This is a genomic window from Stenotrophomonas sp. 220_Sma (assembly GCF_056487375.1).
This window is the reverse complement of the sequence record NZ_CM151348.1, coordinates 723174-740881: the sequence shown is the minus strand read 5'-3', so window position 1 is coordinate 740881 and position 17708 is coordinate 723174. Positions and strand designations below refer to the sequence as shown.

Sequence of the window (17708 nt, the reverse complement as noted above, 5' to 3'; positions counted from 1 at the left end):
GGGCCGCGATATAATGGGGGTTCTCCCCTGCCGAGGGGCGCTGCGACCGGATCCCATGAGGCCCGGCCAGGCTCGGTAAGGTGGCTTTGTAACAACGGCGCCCGGCTAGATGCGAGCACCCGCTCGCCCACAACCGGAGCACACGAATGAACGCTGTTGCCAAGACCTTCTCCACCGAAGGTGATTACAAGATCCGCGACATCACGCTGGCCGACTGGGGCCGCAAGGAACTGGACATCGCCGAGCACGAAATGCCGGGCCTGATGTCGATCCGCCGCAAGTACCAGGCCGAGCTGCCGCTGAAGGGCGTGCGCGTGACCGGCTCGCTGCACATGACCATCCAGACCGCCGTGCTGATCGAGACCCTGAAGGACATCGGCGCCGACGTGCGCTGGGCCTCGTGCAACATCTTCTCGACCCAGGACCACGCCGCTGCCGCCATTGCCGCCACCGGCACCCCGGTGTTCGCCTGGAAGGGCGAAACCCTGGAAGAGTACTGGGACTGCACCCTGGACGCGCTGACCTTCACCCTGGCCGACGGCACCCTGACCGGCCCGGAGCTGGTGGTCGACGACGGCGGTGACGTGACCCTGCTGATCCACAAGGGCTACGAGCTGGAAAACGGCAGCGACTGGGTCAACACCGCCTCTGCCTCGCACGAAGAACAGGTCATCAAGAACCTGCTCAAGCGCGTCGCCAAGGAGCGTCCGGGTTACTGGGGCCGCGTGGTCAAGGACTGGAAGGGCGTCTCCGAAGAGACCACCACCGGCGTGCACCGCCTGTACCAGCTGGCCCAGGCCGGCACCCTGCTGATCCCGGCGATCAACGTCAACGACTCGGTCACCAAGAGCAAGTTCGACAACCTGTACGGCTGCCGCGAGTCGCTGGCCGATGGCCTGAAGCGCGCGATGGACGTGATGCTGGCCGGCAAGGTGGCCGTGGTCTGCGGCTACGGCGACGTCGGCAAGGGCTGCGCGGCCTCGCTGCGTGCCTACGGCGCGCGCGTCATCGTCACCGAGATCGACCCGATCTGCGCCCTGCAGGCAGCGATGGAAGGCTATGAAGTCAACACCATCGAATCGACCCTGGGCCGTGCCGACCTGTACGTCACCACCACCGGCAACAAGGACATCATCCGCATCGAGCACCTGAGCGCGATGAAGGACCAGGCCATCGTCTGCAACATCGGCCACTTCGACAACGAGATCCAGGTCGATGCGCTGGTGTCGTTCGCCGGCATCAAGCACGTCAACATCAAGCCGCAGGTGGACAAGTACATCTTCCCGAACGGCAACGCGATCTTCCTGCTGGCCGAAGGCCGCCTGGTGAACCTGGGCTGCGCCACCGGCCACCCGAGCTTCGTCATGTCCAACAGCTTCGCCAACCAGACCCTGGCACAGATCGACCTGTGGGCGAACAAGGACAGCTACGAGAAGAAGGTCTACCTGCTGCCGAAGAAGCTGGACGAAGAAGTGGCCCGCCTGCACCTGGAAAAGATCGGCGTGAAGCTGACCACCCTGAGCCAGGAACAGGCCGACTACATCGGCGTGCCGGTGGAAGGCCCGTTCAAGCCGGACCATTACCGCTACTGATCGTGCCGGGGTCGGAGCCCTTTCCGCAGGAAAGGGCTCCGACCCCCTGCCGATGCGAGCAGGTGGTCGTGGCGCTACATGTGCTGCCGATCATCCTGCAGCGCGCTCTGGCACTGCGCGACGAAGTCGCTCTGCCAGCAAGCCAGATCGAATCCCTCGCGCTGCTGGAATGAAACGGTCTCGGCGCTGAGCGCATAGCAGCGATTCTGGCTCAGGCGCAGCGCCACCATCGTGTCACCCGCCTCCCAACAGCGTTCGATGCAGGCCTGCATCACGGCATAGTCCGGGTTGGTCTTGGCGCCACCGAAAGCAAACCCCATCTGCAGGGCCATCGCCAGCACAGGATCGCCGGCCGCATCGGCTGCACGCAGAATCCGCAGTACACCGGGCTCGGGAATGCCGAATGCCCAGTTCGCCAGGACCGCCGCACGCGCCGACGCCACGGCCGCCGCGTGCTGCCCCAGGCGCATCTGCTGCCCTGCCAGCATGGCCCATGCCCGCTGCAGCTCGGGAAAGCGGCTGCAGGCATCTTCCAGCAGCACGATGGCTTCAGCCGGTACACCGGCCTGCACATGCCGCTGCGCGCGCTCAACCAGAAGCAACGGCGAATCCGCATCTGCAACCTCGTGCTCGGGTGGATCGCGATCTTCATCGTCACCGTCCCACCCGCCACCGGCATCCAGCCACCGGACGAAGGCGTCCAGCGACGAATGGCTGAAGACCATGCGCCCTTCGTCATGGAACATCTCGCAGACCACCGGCGGCTCAGCTTCGCGCCCCAGCGGCCAGTACAGACCAAACAGATCGCCATTCCCCAGTGCGCCTTCGGCGACCGGCCAGAAGCCCTGCGGCGGGTACGGTCCCGCGCACGGTTCGGCATCCAGGGTCAGGTCATGAAGGCATTGCGGAGCGCGCATGTTCGATGTCCAGGCAGTGTCTACCGTCCATTATCACCGCGCTGCGCCTGGTAGTAGCCTCGGTCAAGGCAACGCCTCCGCCCCGCGCTACGATTCATCCATGACCCCGGCCATCAACCTGCTCAAGCGCGAGAAGATCGCCCACACCGTGCGCAGCTACGTGCACGATGCTCACGCCGAATCCTATGGCGGCGAAGCCGTCGACAAGCTCGGCCTCGACCCGGCCCAGGTGTTCAAGACCCTGCTGGCCAGCACCGAGACCCACGAACTGCTGGTAGCGATCGTGCCGGTGGCCGGCCAGCTGGACCTGAAGGCCCTGGCCGAAGCGGCCGGCTGCAAGAAGTGCGAGATGGCCGCCGCTGACGCTGCACAGCGCGCGACCGGTTACCTGATCGGCGGCATCAGCCCACTGGGGCAGAAGAAGCGCCTGCGCACGTTCTTGGACGCCAGCGCGCAGGCATTGCCCGCACTGCATGTCAGCGCCGGGCGCCGCGGCCTCGAGGTGGAACTGGCGCCGACCGACCTGCCGCGATTGACGGCCGGCCACTACGCCGCCATCGGCAAGGCCCGCTGATGCGCTGGCCCTGGTCTGCAGCGCCGATACCCCGGCTCGACGATGCACAGGCCGATGTGCTGCTGCAGGACCTGCTGTCGCGCGACGCAGCGCGCATCACCGATGCTGCACGCACGGTCGCACGGCTGTTCAGCGCCTCATCGTTGGACGCGCTGGTCGCGCATGTGGATACGATCGAACGCAGCTGCCAAGGCATCGCCCTTGGCGGCATGCTGATCAGCAACCAGGCGCACCTCAAGGCGGCCCTGCAACGGCTGCGCTACTGGCAGGCACGCGAAGGCTGCCTGTGCGCGCTCTACCCATCCTATGTGTTCTTCAGCCCCGAGCCGCTGCTGGAACAAGGTCACGTGCAGCTGCGTGCACGGGGCGAAGCGGAGGACGGCTGGGGCGAATGCTACCGGCTGACATGCACCTGCTGCGCGCAGCAATGGAGCGCGACCGAGCGCGAATACCACTACACCTGGTGGGAGTGGAAGCCCGAGCCCGCCCTGCAGACGCCTTAGTTGAGCTTGAACGTGACCGTGCCGCGTATCAGGCTCAGGCTTGGCGCCTTGCCTGCCGCTTCACGCTCGTAGCGCCAGTCACGCGCGTGCTTGAGCGCCGCCGCATCGAGCAGCGGGTAGCCGCTGGATCGGGACAGGATGATCGCCTGGGTCTTGCCCTGCGCATCCAGCAGCAGCATCAGCTCGACACCTCCCTGCTGGGCCTCGCGCATGGCGGCCGCAGGATACGTCGGGACCGACGAAAGTCGCCGCTGGTGCCAGCCTCCTTCCCGGGCAATCAACGGCGTGCTGGAAGAGAGTGGGCAACGTGCAGGCATCTGCAGGTCGAAGCCTGCAGCCCCTTGCGAGGACCGGGTAGTGGCTGGCGCACCACAGGCGATCGCCGACACGCTCTGCAGCAACGACTGCTGACGCGAAAGCGCTGCAGCGTCATCCGCTTCGACATGGAACGTGCAGCGCCCCGACATTGCCTGCGCCTGCAGTGAACCCACGCCGGCATCGCGGATCGGCGTCACGTCGGACAAAGCACCACAGGCAGCGCCTGCATCGTATTTTGCTGCAGAGCCCTCACACGCGGCCAGCAGGCCTGCGGCGACCCATGCGAACGGCATCCAACTGCGAACATCCATCCCTGTGCTCCCTGCATTGATCCACCGCCATGGTAGCGCCCCGCTGCAATCTTCCCTGTTCACATGCCGACTGTCCGGCCGCAGCGTGGGCTCACGGCCGCCAGTTGGCGTTGCTCTCCCAGAACGCGACGGAGCGCTGGTAAGCCTCGCGATCCAGCGGCACACCGGAACCGCCCTCCTCCACACCCAGTGCATTGCGCATCATGGTGATCGGTGCCATCGGCACTTCCTCGGGCTCGGAGGTATAGATGCAACCGACGATGCCCCAGTCGGCTTCGATCGGTGAACCCTCCTTCGCCAGCTGCCCGGCGCTGTACAGGATTACCACCAGGTAGTTCGCGCGCGGTGATTCCACGCCCTCGAACCAGCGCACCAGCACCGGCAGTTCCTCGCGGTTGCGCGCCTCATAGCCGCTGCGCAGCTGGTGGCGGTTGGCGTCGGTGACCGGCACCGTCAGGCAACGCGTGCTGGTCCAGTTCTCGTAGACGAACAGCTTGCAGAACGGGGCGTAGCCATCGAGCACCTTCAGCGGCGCGTGCGCATTGAGGTGTGCCTCGAACTGCTCGGCAGTGCAATCCTGGATGGTGTTGCCGCGCGGCACGCGCGGGAACAGGCGGGGACGGGCGAAATCGGTGAGGACGATGGACATGGCATGCACGAACGGGAACAGGCCCTCAGGGTAACCGTCGATGCGCTTGAAGTCTGCTTCACATTTGCCGGCCACAGTGCGCGCACATCTCCCGGAGAGTCCTGCATGAACCGCTTCCGCTCCCCCCTGCTGTCCGGCCTGCTGGCCGTCCTTCTCCTCCCTGCCATGGCCCCATCTTCCGCGTCTGCCGCACCATCGCGCGTGCTGCTCGTCGTCAGCAGCGAAGGCCGGGACCAAGGGAAGACCCGTCCGGGCTTCGAGATGGACGAATTCGCCCAGGCTTGGCTCATCCTCAAGCAGAACGGCTTCGACATCGACGTGGCAAGTCCGCGTGGCGGCGCCGTCGAGGCTGACAAGTACAACCCCTCCGAGGCCTTCAACGCAGCCGTCCTTGCCGATTCCCAGGCCATGGGCAAGCTTGCCGCGACCGTGCCCACTGCACAACTGCGTGCCAGCGACTACCAGGGCGTCCTGGTGATCGGCGGCAAGGGTGCCATGTTCGACCTTCCGGCCGACAAGGCCCTGCATGCCACGATTGCCGGAATCTGGCAGCAGGGAGGACTGGTCGCGGCGGTATGCCATGGTCCGGCCGCACTGGCGGGTGTTCGCCTTCCCGATGGCCGGGCCATGGTGGAAGGCCGCGCCATGACCGGATTCACGGAAGAGGAAGAAGCACTGTTCGGCAAACGTTGGGCGAAGGAATTCGCGTTCCAGCTTGAACCGCGCATGCGCGAGCTGGGCGCACGCTGGCAGGAGGCACCGCTGATGATGCCCAAGGTCGTAGTCGATGGACGCCTGCTGACCGGTCAGAACCCGTTCTCGACCGCCGCACTGGCTGACGCCTTCGTGCGCGCCAGCGGGCGTGTGCCACTGGCACGCCAGGCATGGCGCGATGAGCGCAGCATGGCGCTGGTGGAGCAGCACCTGCAGCAGCGTGATGGTCAGGCGGCGCAGATACTGGCGCAGCGCCCGTCCGACCATCACGTCGAGCTGATCGGCATGCTGGGTTTCTACCAGCTGAAAGCAGCAAAGGACGCCACTGCAACCGCCGACGCGCTGTCCATCATGCAGCTGGCCAGCCCGCATATGGACGAGCCGAGGCTGCAGGTCGCGATGGCAGAAGCGCACTGGCGCCTGGGCCGGACCGATCTGGCCCGTTCGCAGGTACTGGCTGTGCTGGAAAAGCAGCCCGGTCTGGACGAAGCTAACGCTCTCCTGGCCCGCATGCAGCCCTGACCATGGACGCCGAGCGCCTGCGCCTGCTGTTGATTGAAGACAACCTGCCGCTGGCCTCGGCCATCATCGACATGCTGCAGGCGCATGGCCATCTGGTCGATTTCGCCGCTGGCGGACACGTCGGGCTGCAGTTGGCGCTGGCGTCACCGCCGGATGTGCTGCTGCTCGACATCGGGTTGCCGGGCACCGATGGTACGACGGTCTGCCGTCGGTTGCGCGAGTGCAGTGATCGGCACGTCCCCATCCTGATGCTGACCGCACGCGATGCGATCGACGACAAGCTGCAGGGCTTCGCTGCGGGCGCGGATGACTATCTGGTCAAGCCCTTCGACGATGCCGAGCTGCTCGCCCGCTGTCTCGCCCTCGCCCGCCGCCATCGCGTGGGTCAACCGAACCTCCTGCAGATTGGGCCGCTGAGCATCGACCGCCGCAGCGGCCAGGCCTGGCGCGCGGGATTGCTGCTGGAGCTGGCACAGGTTCCGCAGCGCATCCTGCTCGTACTGGCCGAGGCCTGGCCGCGAACCGTCACCCGCAGCGAGCTCGTTCAACGCCTGTGGGGGGATGAAGCACCTCCTTCCGATCCGCTGCGCTCGCATCTGTACCTGTTGCGGCAGGTACTGGACAGGCCGTTCGAAGGCGAGATGCTGCGCACCGTCCACGGTGTCGGCTTCCGTCTGGAAGCTTCGCCATGAAACCGCGGCCCACCCAGCACCTGCGCCGTCGACTGCTGATCACATTCACAGCCTTCGCGCTGTTCACCGCCATGGTATTCGGCACCTACTCGCTGGTGTTCATGTATGTGGTGGAAGACAGCATCTTCAACGCCCAATTGGACCGTGAAGCACGGGCTCAGCTCGCCCGGCACGCGCTCGAAGGGCACTGGCGTACACCTGCCGATGCCGCAATCCAGCTGCATCGTTCACCCTCTACCTTCCCCGACGATCTGCGCAGCGAGTTCGCAAAGGAACCGTGGCGCTCGGAGTTCGCGGGTGTCGATGGTCGGCACTACCATCTCAAGCGGATCGATCCCCCGGCCGGCGCCCGCCCTGCTTGGCTTGTGTCGGAGGTCAGTGCGCAACTGGTGGTCCGGCCAATCCGCGATCGGGTCGTAATGCTGCTTGCCGGCACAGCACTGCTGGTCCTGATCGCGGCGATCTTCCTCGGCATCTGGCTCGCCCATCGCAGCACACGCTCGCTCTATGCGCTGGTCGAGGAGGTTGAAGCGCTGCAGCCGGAACCAGGCCCCGGCGTGCGCCTGGCAGCACGTTTCGACGATGACGAGATTGGCGTGCTCGCGCGCGCCCTGGATGGATTGTCCGCACGCGTCGCTGCCTTCGTTGCCCGCGAACACGCGTTCACGCGCGATGCCAGCCACGAACTGCGCACACCCTTGAGCGTCATCTCCAGTGCGGCAGGCCAGTTGGCCAGCGAGTCGGGCCTGTCCGAGCGTGGCCGCCAGCATGTGCAGCATATCCGTCTTTCGGCACTGCAGCTGCAGCAGGCCATTGCGGCGCTGCTGGCGCTGGCTCGCGAGGAAACCGCCAGCCACGGCGCTCCGCCGGTCAAACTTGTGCCGCTGCTGGAACGGGTGATCATCGAGCAGTCTCCGTTGCTGGCTGCACGGCCGGTCGAGGTACAGCTGACCGTGCCCGACGGGGCCACGCTGCGCGCGCCCGAGGCGGCCCTGCGCGTAGTCCTGGCCAATCTGGTCGGCAATGCGTTCGCGCATACCGCGCAGGGCCAGGTCCTGATTGCATGGCAGGACGCTCAGCTGCTGGTGCACAACACGGCAGGTGCTTCGCCCTTCCTTGGCAACTGGCCCGAGCCGCGGCCATTCGACAAGCGTGATGGCAGCGAGGGCAACGGCCTGGGCCTGGATATCATGCGGCGACTGTGCAGCCACTACGGGCTCGAACTGGTCATCCAGCACGGCGGTGGCGGGGTGATGGCCCGCTTGAGGGGGCAGCCAGCCGAGGCATGAAGCGCCTCCGGCGGTCCAGCCCCGTCAGTGCCGAGCTGTAGCGGCAACTACAACGCCATCCGCTCGCGCAGTTCACGCGCCTGCCGCCGCGACACCTCCACCTCGCTGCCGTCATCCAGCGCCAGGTCATAACCATCAGCGATGCTGGGCGTCACGCCTCGGATGCGGCGCAGGTTGACCAGCGTGTTGCGGTTGGCACGGAAGAACAGATCCGGCGGCAGGCGTGCTTCCAGCGCGCTCAGGCTGCGGGTCAGCAGGGCGTTCTGGTCGCGGAACCACAGTCGCGTGTAGTTGCCATCCACCACCAGCCGGCGGATCTCCGAGACCGCCACGAACCAGCAGCGTTCGCCCTCGCGCACGAACACCTGGTCCTGCGCACCCAGCGTGCTGCGCGGCTCAGGCGTTTCGCCTGCCACCACCTCGCGCTGGCGCGCCCGCTGCAACGCTTCCAGCAAGCGCGGTGCCTCGACCGGCTTCACCAGATAGTCCAGCGCATTGGCCTGGAACGCGCGCACCGCGTAGGTGTCGTAGGCAGTAACGAAGATCACCGCCGGCACCGTCTCCAGCCCATCCAGAACATCGAAGCCACTGCCGGAGGGCATCTGCACATCCAGCAGCACCAGGTCCGGCGCCAGTGTAGCGATCGCCTCGCGCGCAGCAGGAACGTCGTCGGCCTCGCCCACGCACTGCACCCAGGGCAGTGCCGACAACAGCGTGCGCAGCTCCTGCCGCGCCAGCCGCGCATCATCAACGATCAACACGCGCAGCACGCCATTCATTGCGGAATCTCCAGCAGGGCCCGCATGCGGTCGCCGACCGGCTGCAGGATGAAACGACCTTGCGTACCGAGCTGCGCACGCAGGTAGGCCAGGCCGACGCCATGCCCAGGGGTGGGCTCGTTGGCGCTGCCCAGCGGATTATCCACCTGCAGGCGCAGCACGTCATTGTCCAGCGTGGCACGGATCTGCACCTCGCCGCCGCCGGGGCGGCTGGCGATGCCGTGCTTGATCGCGTTTTCCACCAGCAGCTGTAGTGCCATCGCCGGCAACTGCGCCTGCATGGCATCGGCATCGATCTGCTGCCGCACCTGCAGGCGCTGCTCGAAATGGATGGCCTCGATGGCCAGATAGTCGTCGACCACCGCCAGTTCCTCGGCCAGCGTGACCTGCTCGCTGCGGTTGTGCGCCAGCGCCTGGCGCAGCGTGCGCGACAGGCGGGTGACCATGTCGCGCGCACGCTCAGGATCTTCCAGGATCAGCGCACGCAGGTTGTTCAGCGCATTGAACATGAAGTGCGGGTTGAGCCGCGCACGCAGCGCATCGCGTTCCAGCGCACTGCGCTCGGCTTCGGCGCGCAGGCGGGCCAGTTCCGCCCCGCGTATCCGGCGCAGGCTGTGCAGGCTTGCCCAAAGCGCTGCCCACAGGGCCAGCATCACCGCAGTGGTGTACCAGTAGAGCAGCAGCGCCTTGGGGCTGAAGTCGGCCGTCTGCCGCCCCAGGCTCACCCAGTTCCAGGCCAGCGCCGAGTGCAGCGCGATGTTCACCAGCAGCTGCGCCACTGCCGCGCCCAATGCCACCGACAGCGCCAGCCGCAGCAACAGCCCGGCCGTTCCGCGCGCCCACCAGTCTGCACGCAGCGCCAGCGCGCGGATGGCACCGCTGCATCCGAACAGGGCCAACGCCAGGCCCAGCGTGATCAACACGCCTGCGCTTCCGGCATCGCTGAAATAGGCTTGGCGCAGGCCGATTCCGGCAACGCCATAGAGCGCCCATACCAGCGCATTGAGCAGCCAGAAGCGTACCGTCGAGGAGGAATCCGGCATGTCCATTCCGAGGCGTGTTGAAACTCAGTGGTGGCGGTCGAGGAAGGCCTGCACCTGTTCCTGCAACCAGCGCGGATCATCCCACATCAGGAAGTGGAAACCCTGCGCGCTCATCGCGATCTGTACGCCCTGCAGTTTCGCGTACTGCGACTGGAATACCGCCCGGGTGCCGTCCTCGGTGCCACCCATCGGCTGGTAGCCGGCCCAGCTGCCCAGCACCAGCGTCGGTGCGGCGATCGAAGCGATGCTGTCACGCAGATCGGTGGTCATCACCGCATGCATGGCATCGGCCGTGGTCTGGCGGTCGCTGTCTTCGCCCCAGCGGCCCAGTTCAGCCTGGCGCTGAGTATCGTGGGTCATCCCCGGCAGGCCCGCCTTCAACTGCGCCTGCCATTGCGCGGCGCCGGCGGCCAGCATGCCCTTGCGCAGCCGGTCGGCCATCGGCCGCACGCTGTCAGCGGTGGCCTTCGGGTCACGCGCGGCCGGCAGGAATGGCAGGGCGTCAACCACCACCAGCGCGCTGACCGCCTTCGGCTCGGCCTGCGCCATCTGCAGGCCCAGCAGGCCACCGAGGCTGTGGCCAACCACCACCACCGGGCCCAGATGCTGGTCATGCAGGTAGGCCAGCAGCTGCCCGCGCATCGCCGGCAGGAACTCGACCGGGCGCGGATCGGCCGCGAGCGCACCGGCAAAGCCGGGCAGCTGCACCAGATGGCACTGCACATCCTTCAGGGCCACGCAGGTCTCGCGCCACACCTCGGCGCTGCTGTTGAGGCCGGGAATCATCAGCAGCGGGCGGCCCTTGCCGACCACCTCGACCTGCACCTTGCCCGCCGCCGGGGCGCTGGCGGCGTGCGCCGAGCCGGAGCCGAGCACGGCCATCGCCATGCCGATCATCGCCAGCCGGGCCAGGGCCTTCATTGCATACCAGAGTGCCAGGAAGATCTTCATCGTCTGCTCCTTCGTCAGGTGGGTGGTGCCGGGATGGGAACAGCGTGCCGCCGGCCACGGCACCCGGGTTGCGATTTCGGAGCAGCGGCCGATCGCCGGGGCGAACGGTCGCAGGCGACGGACGGTGCGCACCCGCACAAATTGACAACATCCATCTTGATGAAGCGATATACTGATCCGCACCCGCCGCTGCCGCCCGTGCCATGACCGCCATCAGCTTCGAGTTCTATCCGCCCAAGACCGACGAACAGCGCAGCCAGCTGGACCGCGCCGCGGCCAGGTTGAAGGACTACGGCCCCGAGTACGTGTCGTGCACCTTCGGTGCCGGTGGCTCGACCCTGAGCTATACCTCCGAGACCGTGCGCCATCTCAACCAGCACCATGGCTTCGATGCCGCACCGCATCTGTCCTGCGTCGGCGGCACCCGTCAGGAAATCCGCGAGCTGCTCAAGCTGTATCGCGCCATCGGCTGCCGCCGCCTGGTCGCGCTGCGCGGCGATCTGCCGTCGGGCATGGGTTTCCCCGGTGACATGCGCTATGCCGCCGAACTGATCGACTTCATCCGCGCCGAGCACGGCGATGCGTTCCATATCGAAGTGGGCGCGTACCCCGAAACGCACCCGCAGGCTTCCGACGCACTGGCCGACCTGAAGCATTTCAAGGCCAAGATCGACGCCGGTGCCGATGCGGCGATCACCCAGTACTTCTTCAACCCTGATGCCTACTTCCATTTCGTCGACGAAGTGCGGCGGCTGGGCGTGCAGGTACCGATCACGCCCGGCATCATGCCGATCGCCAACTTCAGCCAGCTGCGCCGCTTCTCCGAACAGTGCGGTGCGGAGATCCCGCGCTGGATCAGCCGCAAGATGCAGGCCTATGGCGATGATGCAGAGTCGGTGCGTGCATTCGGCACTGAAGTGGTGGCCAAGCTGTGCCAGCGCCTGATCGAAGGCGGCGCACCCGGCCTGCACTTCTACACCTTGAACCTGGCCAAGCCGACCACTTCGGTGCTGAAGCTGCTGCAGGGCTGAAGGCACGGCGCGCAAGCGTGATCGGCGCTACCCTGCGAGGATGATCCGGCTTTCCTTCCTGCTGTTGCTGCTGCCGTGCGTTCTGTCGAGCGCCGCCCACGCACAGTCCACGCGCCTGAACCGCTGCACCGATGCCCAGGGCCAAAGCGTCTACACCGACCGGCCCTGCGACAACCTGGGCGCGCGGTCGCGGTTGCCACCGCCTGCGCCCGCCGGCAATACCCTGCAGCGCGACACCCTGGGGGCACGCTGCCCGCGGCGGCTGAGTGAACTGGTGGACGCGCTGCGCGTCGGCATCGTCAGCAACGATGTGAATCGGCTGTCCTCACTGTATCTGTGGGGCGCGGTTTCCGATGCGGGCGCGCAGCGCATCCTCGGCCAGCTGGAATCCTTGGCGCGGCGGCCCCTGGTGGACGTGGTGCCGGTGTATCCGTCACAGGCGCTGCCGCAATCGCAGGATGAGGATCAGAGCCCTGCCGCGTTGGGATCCGACCCTGTGGCCTCTGTGGCGCGGCATCCCATCGGCCTGCGCCTGGAGCAGACCCTGCCCGGCAGCGCGTCGCGCGCTTCGACGGTGCTGGGGTTGCGACGGCAATACGGGTGTTTCTGGATCACGCTGTGATCGCGAGCATCCATCCACGCATGGCGTGGATCTACTGCCTCCATCCCACACGGTAGCGCCGGGCCATGCCCGGCGAGCGAAGCAGCTTTACTCCGGCCACAGCGCGCGGATGGCGGCGATGCCCTGCCCACCATGGCGACGCGCTTCGGCGATGTGACCGCGGCGCATGCCGCCCAGGGCGTAGATTGGCAGTGACACCTGCGCGCGCAGCTCGGCGAACGCGTTCCAGCCCAGCGGCACGGCATCGGGATGACTGGCCGTGGCCTGCACCGGGCCCAGCACGGCGAAGTCGCAGCCCAACCGCTGTGCGGCCTGCAGCTGCTGCAGGTCATGGCAGGACGCGGCCACCAGCTGGCCTTCGGGCAGTGGACGCTGCAACAGCTCAAGCAGCTGCTCGCTGCCCAGGTGCACCCCCACGCCCAATGCGCGTGCCAGCTCGATATCGCGGTTGAGCAGCCACTGCACCCCGCTGCGACGGTGCGCGCGCACGGCCTGTTCGACCATCGCCTGGCGCTCCGGATGTGCCGTCGGCAACCGCAGCTGGATGCGCTGCTGGCCCGCCGCCACCACACGCTTCAGCTGCTCATGCCAGTGCTGCACGCCGTCGGCGTCATCGGCCGGCGCCGGGGTGATCAGGTAGCTATCGGGTTGGCGCAGCGCGGCCACCACCGGCAGATCGGCCGGTGGCATCGAATAGCGACCCAGTTTGTCCGGCGCCACCCAGGTAATGGCCTGGCCCTCGCGGCCACGTGGCGTCCCCTTCCAGCTGCGCACGTGGCGCACTTCCAGGGTCAGGTGCTTGTCCGGGTAGCGCTGCGGCACATCCATCAGCCATTCGCCGACATCGGCTTCGATGCCCAGTTCCTCGCGTAGCTCGCGAACCAACGCCTGTTCGGAGGTCTCGCCGGATTCGCGCTTGCCGCCGGGGAACTCCCACAGGCCGGCCATGTCGCGGTTCTCGGTACGACGGTTGAGCAGCACGCGGCCACGGGCGTCGGTGATGACGGCGGCCACGACGTGGATCGATCGGGTGGGGGGAGCCATGGGGGAAGCATGCCCAGAACAGGGCGGCCCGCGCAATCTCGGATCGGGCCGGATCAGCCCCACGAAACAGCCGCCATGAAAAAAGAGCCCCGCTTTCGCGGGGCTCTTCGGGGTCAGCTCAGCTGGCCGTGGCAGTGCTTGTACTTCTTGCCACTGCCGCACGGGCATGGATCGTTGCGGCCGATCTTCGGCTCATCGCGCTGCGCCTGTGCAATGCCCTGCTGGGCAGCCTGCACCTGCGCGGCTTCCTCGTCGGCGCTGTAGCCGCCCACGTCCTGGTGCTGGAACTGCGACTGGCTCAGGCGCGCTTCGGCCTGCTGGCGTTCGGCTGCTTCCAGCGCCTGCACTTCCTCGTCGCTGCGGATGCGCACGCGCGACAGCAGGGTCACCACTTCGCGCTTGACGTTCTCCAGCATGTCCGAGAACAGCTCGAAGGCTTCCTTCTTGTACTCCTGCTTCGGCTGCTTCTGCGCGTAACCACGCAGGTAGATGCCCTGGCGCAGGTAGTCCATGCGCGCCAGGTGCTCCTTCCAGCTCTGGTCCAGCACGGTCAGCATCACGTGCTTCTCCAGCGCGCGCATGGTTTCCTCACCGACACCGGCTTCCTTCTCGGCGAAGTGCTGGTTGACGCGCTCCTGCACCTTGGCGGCGATGGCTTCGGCGTCCAGCTCTTCGTGCGACTTGACCAGGTCGGTCAGCGACATCTGCAGGCCGAAGTCCGACTCCAGGGTCGCTTCCAGGCCACGCAGGTCCCACTGCTCGTCGATCGAGTTCGGCGGCACGAAGCGGGCCACCACGTCGAAGATCACGTCGTCGCGGATGCCGTCGACGTTGTCCTTCACCGACTCGGCGTCCAGCAGTTCATCGCGCTGTGCGTAGATCACCTTGCGCTGGTCGTTGTTGACGTCGTCGAAGTCCAGCAGGTTCTTGCGGATGTCGAAGTTGTGGGCCTCGACCTTGCGCTGCGCCTTCTCGATCTGGCGGCTGACCAGGCGGTCTTCGATGACGTCGTCTTCCTTCATGCCCATCATGCGCATGGCCTTCTGCACCCAGTCGGAGGCGAAGATGCGCATCAGGTTGTCTTCCAGCGACAGGTAGAAGCGGGACGAACCCGGGTCACCCTGGCGGCCCGAACGGCCGCGCAGCTGGTTGTCGATACGGCGCGATTCATGGCGCTCGGTACCGACGATGTGCAGGCCGCCGGCAGCCTTGACGGCCTCGTGGCGCTTCTGCCAATCGGCCTTGACCGCGGCCTTCTGTTCGTCGGTCGCGCCTTCGCCCAGCTCGTGGATTTCCGCTTCCAGCGAACCGCCCAGCACGATGTCGGTACCACGACCGGCCATGTTGGTGGCGATGGTGACCGCGGCCGGACGACCGGCATTGGCGACGATGGTCGCTTCGCGGTCATGCTGCTTGGCGTTGAGCACTTCGTGCTTCACGCCGGCCTTGCGCAGGTGCTCGGACAGCATTTCCGAGGTTTCGATCGAGGTGGTACCCACCAGCACCGGCTGGCCGCGCTTGGCGCACTCTTCGATGTCGGCCAGCACCGCATTGAACTTGCCCTTGCGGATCAGGAACACCTGGTCCGGGCTGTCCTTGCGGATGGTCGGGCGGTTGGTCGGGATCACCACCACTTCCAGGCCGTAGATGCTCTGGAACTCGAAGGCTTCGGTATCGGCCGTACCGGTCATGCCGGACAGCTTCTTGTACATGCGGAACAGGTTCTGGAAGGTGATGCTCGCCAGCGTCTGGTTCTCGCGCTGGACCGGCACGCCTTCCTTCGCTTCCACCGCCTGGTGCAGGCCATCGGACCAGCGGCGACCGGACAGGGTGCGGCCAGTGAACTCATCGACGATGACCACTTCGCCATCGCGCACGATGTAATCCACGTCACGCTGGTAGATCGCGTGCGCGCGCAGCGCGGCGTTCAGGTGGTGGACCACGGTCAGGTTCTGCGGCGCGTACAGGCCTTCGGTCTCGCCGTCGAGGATGCCGGCCTCGACCAGCAGCTGCTCGGCGTGCTCCATGCCCGCTTCGGACAGGTGCACCTGCTTGCCCTTCTCATCGACCCAGAAGTCGCCTTCGCCGTCTTCCGCTTCCTGCTTGACCAGGTTCGGTACGACGCGGTTGACGCGGATATACAGCTCCGGGGAATCGTCGGCCGGTCCGGAGATGATCAGCGGGGTACGCGCTTCGTCGATCAGGATGGAGTCGACTTCGTCGACGATGGCGTAGTGCAGGCCGCGCTGGTAGCGGTCGGCCTTGGACAGCGCCATGTTGTCGCGCAGGTAGTCGAAGCCGAATTCGTTGTTGGTGCCGTAGGTGATGTCCGAGGCATAGGCTTCGCGCTTGTCGCTGTGCGGCATGCCCGGGTACACCACGCCCACGCTCAGGCCCAGCCAGTTGTACAGCTTGCCCATCTGCGCGGCGTCGCGGCGGGCCAGGTAGTCGTTCACGGTGACCACGTGCACGCCCTTGCCTTCCAGCGCGTTGAGGTACACCGGCAGGGTCGCCACCAGGGTCTTGCCTTCACCGGTGCGCATTTCTGCGATCTTGCCCAGGTGGAGCACCATGCCGCCGATCAGCTGCACGTCGTAGTGGCGCATGCCCAGCACGCGGCGACCGGCTTCGCGGCAGACCGCGAACGCTTCCGGCAGCACCTTGTCCAGGGCTTCACCGTCGGCGATGCGCTGCTTGAACTCCGGCGTCTTGGCCTGAAGCTGCTCGTCGGAAAGCTTCTCGATCTCCGGCTCCAGCGCATTGATCTTGGCGACGATGCGGTTGAGCTGGCGCAGCTGTCGTTCGTTACGACTGCCAAATACGCGGGTAAGCAGGCTGTTGATCATTGAAGGAACCGGGTTGGATGGACACGACGCCCGGCCTCCCCCTTGGGATCCGTCCGCCGCAAACGAAACAGGGCGCCTGGCGCCCTGTCGATGGCAACACCCATTGTAGCTTGGGACGGCCGTAAGGGGTTTCAACCCTTTGGCGGCAATGGCATCCGAACACTCCCGGTAGTGCCGGCCGCTGGCCGGGTACGCGTCAGCGCATGCGCGCTGGCGCTCCCACGCTTCGCTGCGCGAACCGTGGGCCCCGCTTACCTCGCCTCCACACCCCCGCGCCTACGGCGCTGCCCCCGTACTCCGGGGGCGGTAGTGCCGACGGCAGCCGGCACCCCAATGGGGCATCAGCCGCGGCTGACGCGGCCGACCGGCGTGTTGCCGCCGTCGCCGAGGAACTTGCGCGGGTTGACCACGTTGCCGTTCTCCCACACCTCGAAGTGCACGTGGGCGCCGGTCGAACGACCGGTGGAACCGGCCTTGGCCACTTCCTGCCCGGCACGGACCAGGTCGCCGACCTTCACCACAAGGCGCGAATTGTGCGCGTAGCGGGTGACGTAGCCGTTACCGTGGTCGACGTCGACCACGTTGCCGTAGCCGCCCTTCACGCCGGAGAAGCTGACCACGCCTTCGGCCACGGCCATCACCGGGTCACCGACCCTGGCGTGGAAGTCCATGCCCTTGTGGGTGGCGGCACCGCGGCCGAACGGGTCGGCACGGGTGCCGAAACCGGAGGTCACGTAGCTGTTGCGGATCGGCATGCGCGAGGGCACGGCGTTCTGCTGCAGCTGGTGGTCGAACATCAGCGATTCCATCACCGACAACTGGCGGCCTGAAGCAGCGAAGCGCTGCTCCAGCACCTGTAAGTCGGCGTTGACGTCCTTGACCGGGATGTCGCTGGTCGGGCCGCCGGCGTCGCCGTCACCGAGACCGAGAGGGGTCTCGTTGAAGTCGAACTCGCCGTCTTCCAGCTTGCCCATCTGGGTCAGCCGTTCGCCGAGGGCGTTGAGGCGGGTGGCCTGGGCCTGCAGCTCGCCGAGGCGGGCCGCCAGCGCGTTGACCTGGGTCTGCGCATCGCGCTTGACCTTGGCCAGCTCTGCATCCTGGCGCTCGACCTTGGCCTGCAGGCGGGAATCATTCAGCGCGCTGGCGCCAATGCCGCCGGCAAGGCCGATAATGCAGCCTACCCCGAGCACGCTGCCCAGCAGGGCGCGGGGGCGGTCCTCGAAATAGAACCGCAAACGCGCGATCGGCGACGCTTTGGCCTGTCCTTCACGCGTTTTGATTACGATCTTTTTGAATGCCATCAGTGAGTTT

17 protein-coding genes and 1 riboswitch are annotated in these 17708 nt (G+C 66.5%); of the genes, 8 read left to right on the top strand and 9 right to left on the bottom strand.

Annotated features, from left to right (window positions below):
- The first annotated feature begins 26 nt into the window (after nucleotides 1-26).
- Nucleotides 27-110: riboswitch (S-adenosyl-L-homocysteine riboswitch) on the top strand.
- 36 nt (nucleotides 111-146) lie between these two features.
- Nucleotides 147-1592, top strand: a complete 1446-nt coding sequence (gene ahcY, locus ACZLIB_RS03445; protein WP_014036003.1) for an adenosylhomocysteinase — start codon at nucleotides 147-149, stop codon at nucleotides 1590-1592.
- A gap of 74 nt (nucleotides 1593-1666) precedes the next feature.
- Here ahcY and ACZLIB_RS03440 read toward each other — a convergent pair whose 3' ends face one another.
- On the bottom strand, nucleotides 1667-2509 hold the full coding sequence (locus ACZLIB_RS03440; protein ID WP_478469182.1) for a hypothetical protein: 843 nt from the start codon (nucleotides 2507-2509) through the stop codon (nucleotides 1667-1669).
- A 100-nt stretch (nucleotides 2510-2609) separates the two neighbouring features.
- Here ACZLIB_RS03440 and ybaK point away from each other — a divergent pair, with 100 nt between their 5' ends.
- Together ybaK and ACZLIB_RS03430 are read left to right on the top strand one after the other, a co-directional pair.
- Nucleotides 2610-3083, top strand: coding sequence for a Cys-tRNA(Pro) deacylase (gene ybaK, locus ACZLIB_RS03435; RefSeq protein WP_478469181.1), 474 nt, complete (start codon nucleotides 2610-2612; stop codon nucleotides 3081-3083).
- Complete coding sequence (locus ACZLIB_RS03430; RefSeq protein WP_182267275.1) at nucleotides 3083-3586, top strand: hypothetical protein; 504 nt, start codon at nucleotides 3083-3085, stop codon at nucleotides 3584-3586. The genes ybaK and ACZLIB_RS03430 overlap by 1 nt, the downstream gene beginning before the upstream one ends.
- Here ACZLIB_RS03430 and ACZLIB_RS03425 read toward each other — a convergent pair.
- Both ACZLIB_RS03425 and ACZLIB_RS03420 read right to left on the bottom strand, forming a co-directional pair.
- A complete protein-coding gene (locus ACZLIB_RS03425; RefSeq protein ID WP_478469180.1) occupies nucleotides 3583-4215 on the bottom strand; it encodes an energy transducer TonB in 633 nt (210 codons plus the stop codon). The two genes, ACZLIB_RS03430 and ACZLIB_RS03425, sit on opposite strands and share 4 nt — an antisense overlap.
- 91 nt (nucleotides 4216-4306) lie before the next feature.
- A complete protein-coding gene (locus ACZLIB_RS03420; protein WP_049399836.1) occupies nucleotides 4307-4864 on the bottom strand; it encodes a DUF3228 family protein in 558 nt (185 codons plus the stop codon).
- A 105-nt stretch (nucleotides 4865-4969) separates the two neighbouring features.
- Between ACZLIB_RS03420 and ACZLIB_RS03415 the strand changes: the two genes are divergently transcribed.
- From ACZLIB_RS03415 to ACZLIB_RS03405, 3 genes are read left to right on the top strand one after another with little or no spacing between them, the layout of a single operon-like run.
- On the top strand, nucleotides 4970-6100 hold the full coding sequence (locus ACZLIB_RS03415; RefSeq protein WP_049399797.1) for a type 1 glutamine amidotransferase domain-containing protein: 1131 nt from the start codon (nucleotides 4970-4972) through the stop codon (nucleotides 6098-6100).
- A gap of 2 nt (nucleotides 6101-6102) precedes the next feature.
- Entirely contained in the window at nucleotides 6103-6792 is a 690-nt protein-coding gene (locus tag ACZLIB_RS03410) for a response regulator transcription factor (RefSeq protein WP_032129701.1), read from the top strand.
- Complete coding sequence (locus tag ACZLIB_RS03405; protein WP_478469178.1) at nucleotides 6789-8081, top strand: sensor histidine kinase; 1293 nt, start codon at nucleotides 6789-6791, stop codon at nucleotides 8079-8081. Before ACZLIB_RS03410 ends, ACZLIB_RS03405 begins: the two co-directional genes overlap by 4 nt.
- Before the next feature lie 47 nt (nucleotides 8082-8128).
- On the opposite strand, the gene ACZLIB_RS03400 is transcribed toward ACZLIB_RS03405, so the two are convergent.
- Genes ACZLIB_RS03400 through ACZLIB_RS03390 form a run of 3 tightly spaced genes read right to left on the bottom strand, consistent with a single transcriptional unit; the run spans nucleotide 8129 to nucleotide 10854 of the window.
- On the bottom strand, nucleotides 8129-8860 hold the full coding sequence (locus ACZLIB_RS03400) for a LytR/AlgR family response regulator transcription factor (RefSeq protein WP_100437887.1): 732 nt from the start codon (nucleotides 8858-8860) through the stop codon (nucleotides 8129-8131).
- On the bottom strand, nucleotides 8857-9903 hold the full coding sequence (locus ACZLIB_RS03395) for a sensor histidine kinase (protein ID WP_049399837.1): 1047 nt from the start codon (nucleotides 9901-9903) through the stop codon (nucleotides 8857-8859). Before ACZLIB_RS03395 ends, ACZLIB_RS03400 begins: the two co-directional genes overlap by 4 nt.
- A gap of 24 nt (nucleotides 9904-9927) precedes the next feature.
- Complete coding sequence (locus ACZLIB_RS03390; RefSeq protein WP_478469177.1) at nucleotides 9928-10854, bottom strand: alpha/beta fold hydrolase; 927 nt, start codon at nucleotides 10852-10854, stop codon at nucleotides 9928-9930.
- 203 nt (nucleotides 10855-11057) lie between these two features.
- Here ACZLIB_RS03390 and metF point away from each other — a divergent pair, with 203 nt between their 5' ends.
- Both metF and ACZLIB_RS03380 read left to right on the top strand, forming a co-directional pair.
- Nucleotides 11058-11885, top strand: a complete 828-nt coding sequence (metF, locus tag ACZLIB_RS03385) for a methylenetetrahydrofolate reductase [NAD(P)H] (RefSeq protein WP_049399801.1) — start codon at nucleotides 11058-11060, stop codon at nucleotides 11883-11885.
- 40 nt (nucleotides 11886-11925) lie between these two features.
- Nucleotides 11926-12507 carry a DUF4124 domain-containing protein gene (locus ACZLIB_RS03380; RefSeq protein WP_049399802.1) on the top strand — a complete coding sequence of 194 codons (582 nt, stop codon included), beginning with the start codon at nucleotides 11926-11928 and terminating at the stop codon, nucleotides 12505-12507.
- Between the two features lie 87 nt (nucleotides 12508-12594).
- Here ACZLIB_RS03380 and ACZLIB_RS03375 read toward each other — a convergent pair whose 3' ends face one another.
- From ACZLIB_RS03375 to ACZLIB_RS03365, 3 genes are all read right to left on the bottom strand, one after another.
- Entirely contained in the window at nucleotides 12595-13551 is a 957-nt protein-coding gene (locus ACZLIB_RS03375; RefSeq protein ID WP_478469176.1) for a Nudix family hydrolase, read from the bottom strand.
- 113 nt (nucleotides 13552-13664) lie between these two features.
- Nucleotides 13665-16397 (bottom strand): preprotein translocase subunit SecA, encoded by a 2733-nt coding sequence (gene secA / locus ACZLIB_RS03370; protein WP_478469175.1) that lies wholly within the window; start codon nucleotides 16395-16397, stop codon nucleotides 13665-13667.
- A gap of 341 nt (nucleotides 16398-16738) precedes the next feature.
- On the bottom strand, nucleotides 16739-17698 hold the full coding sequence (locus ACZLIB_RS03365) for a M23 family metallopeptidase (RefSeq protein WP_478469173.1): 960 nt from the start codon (nucleotides 17696-17698) through the stop codon (nucleotides 16739-16741).
- Nucleotides 17699-17708: the final 10 nt, after the last annotated feature.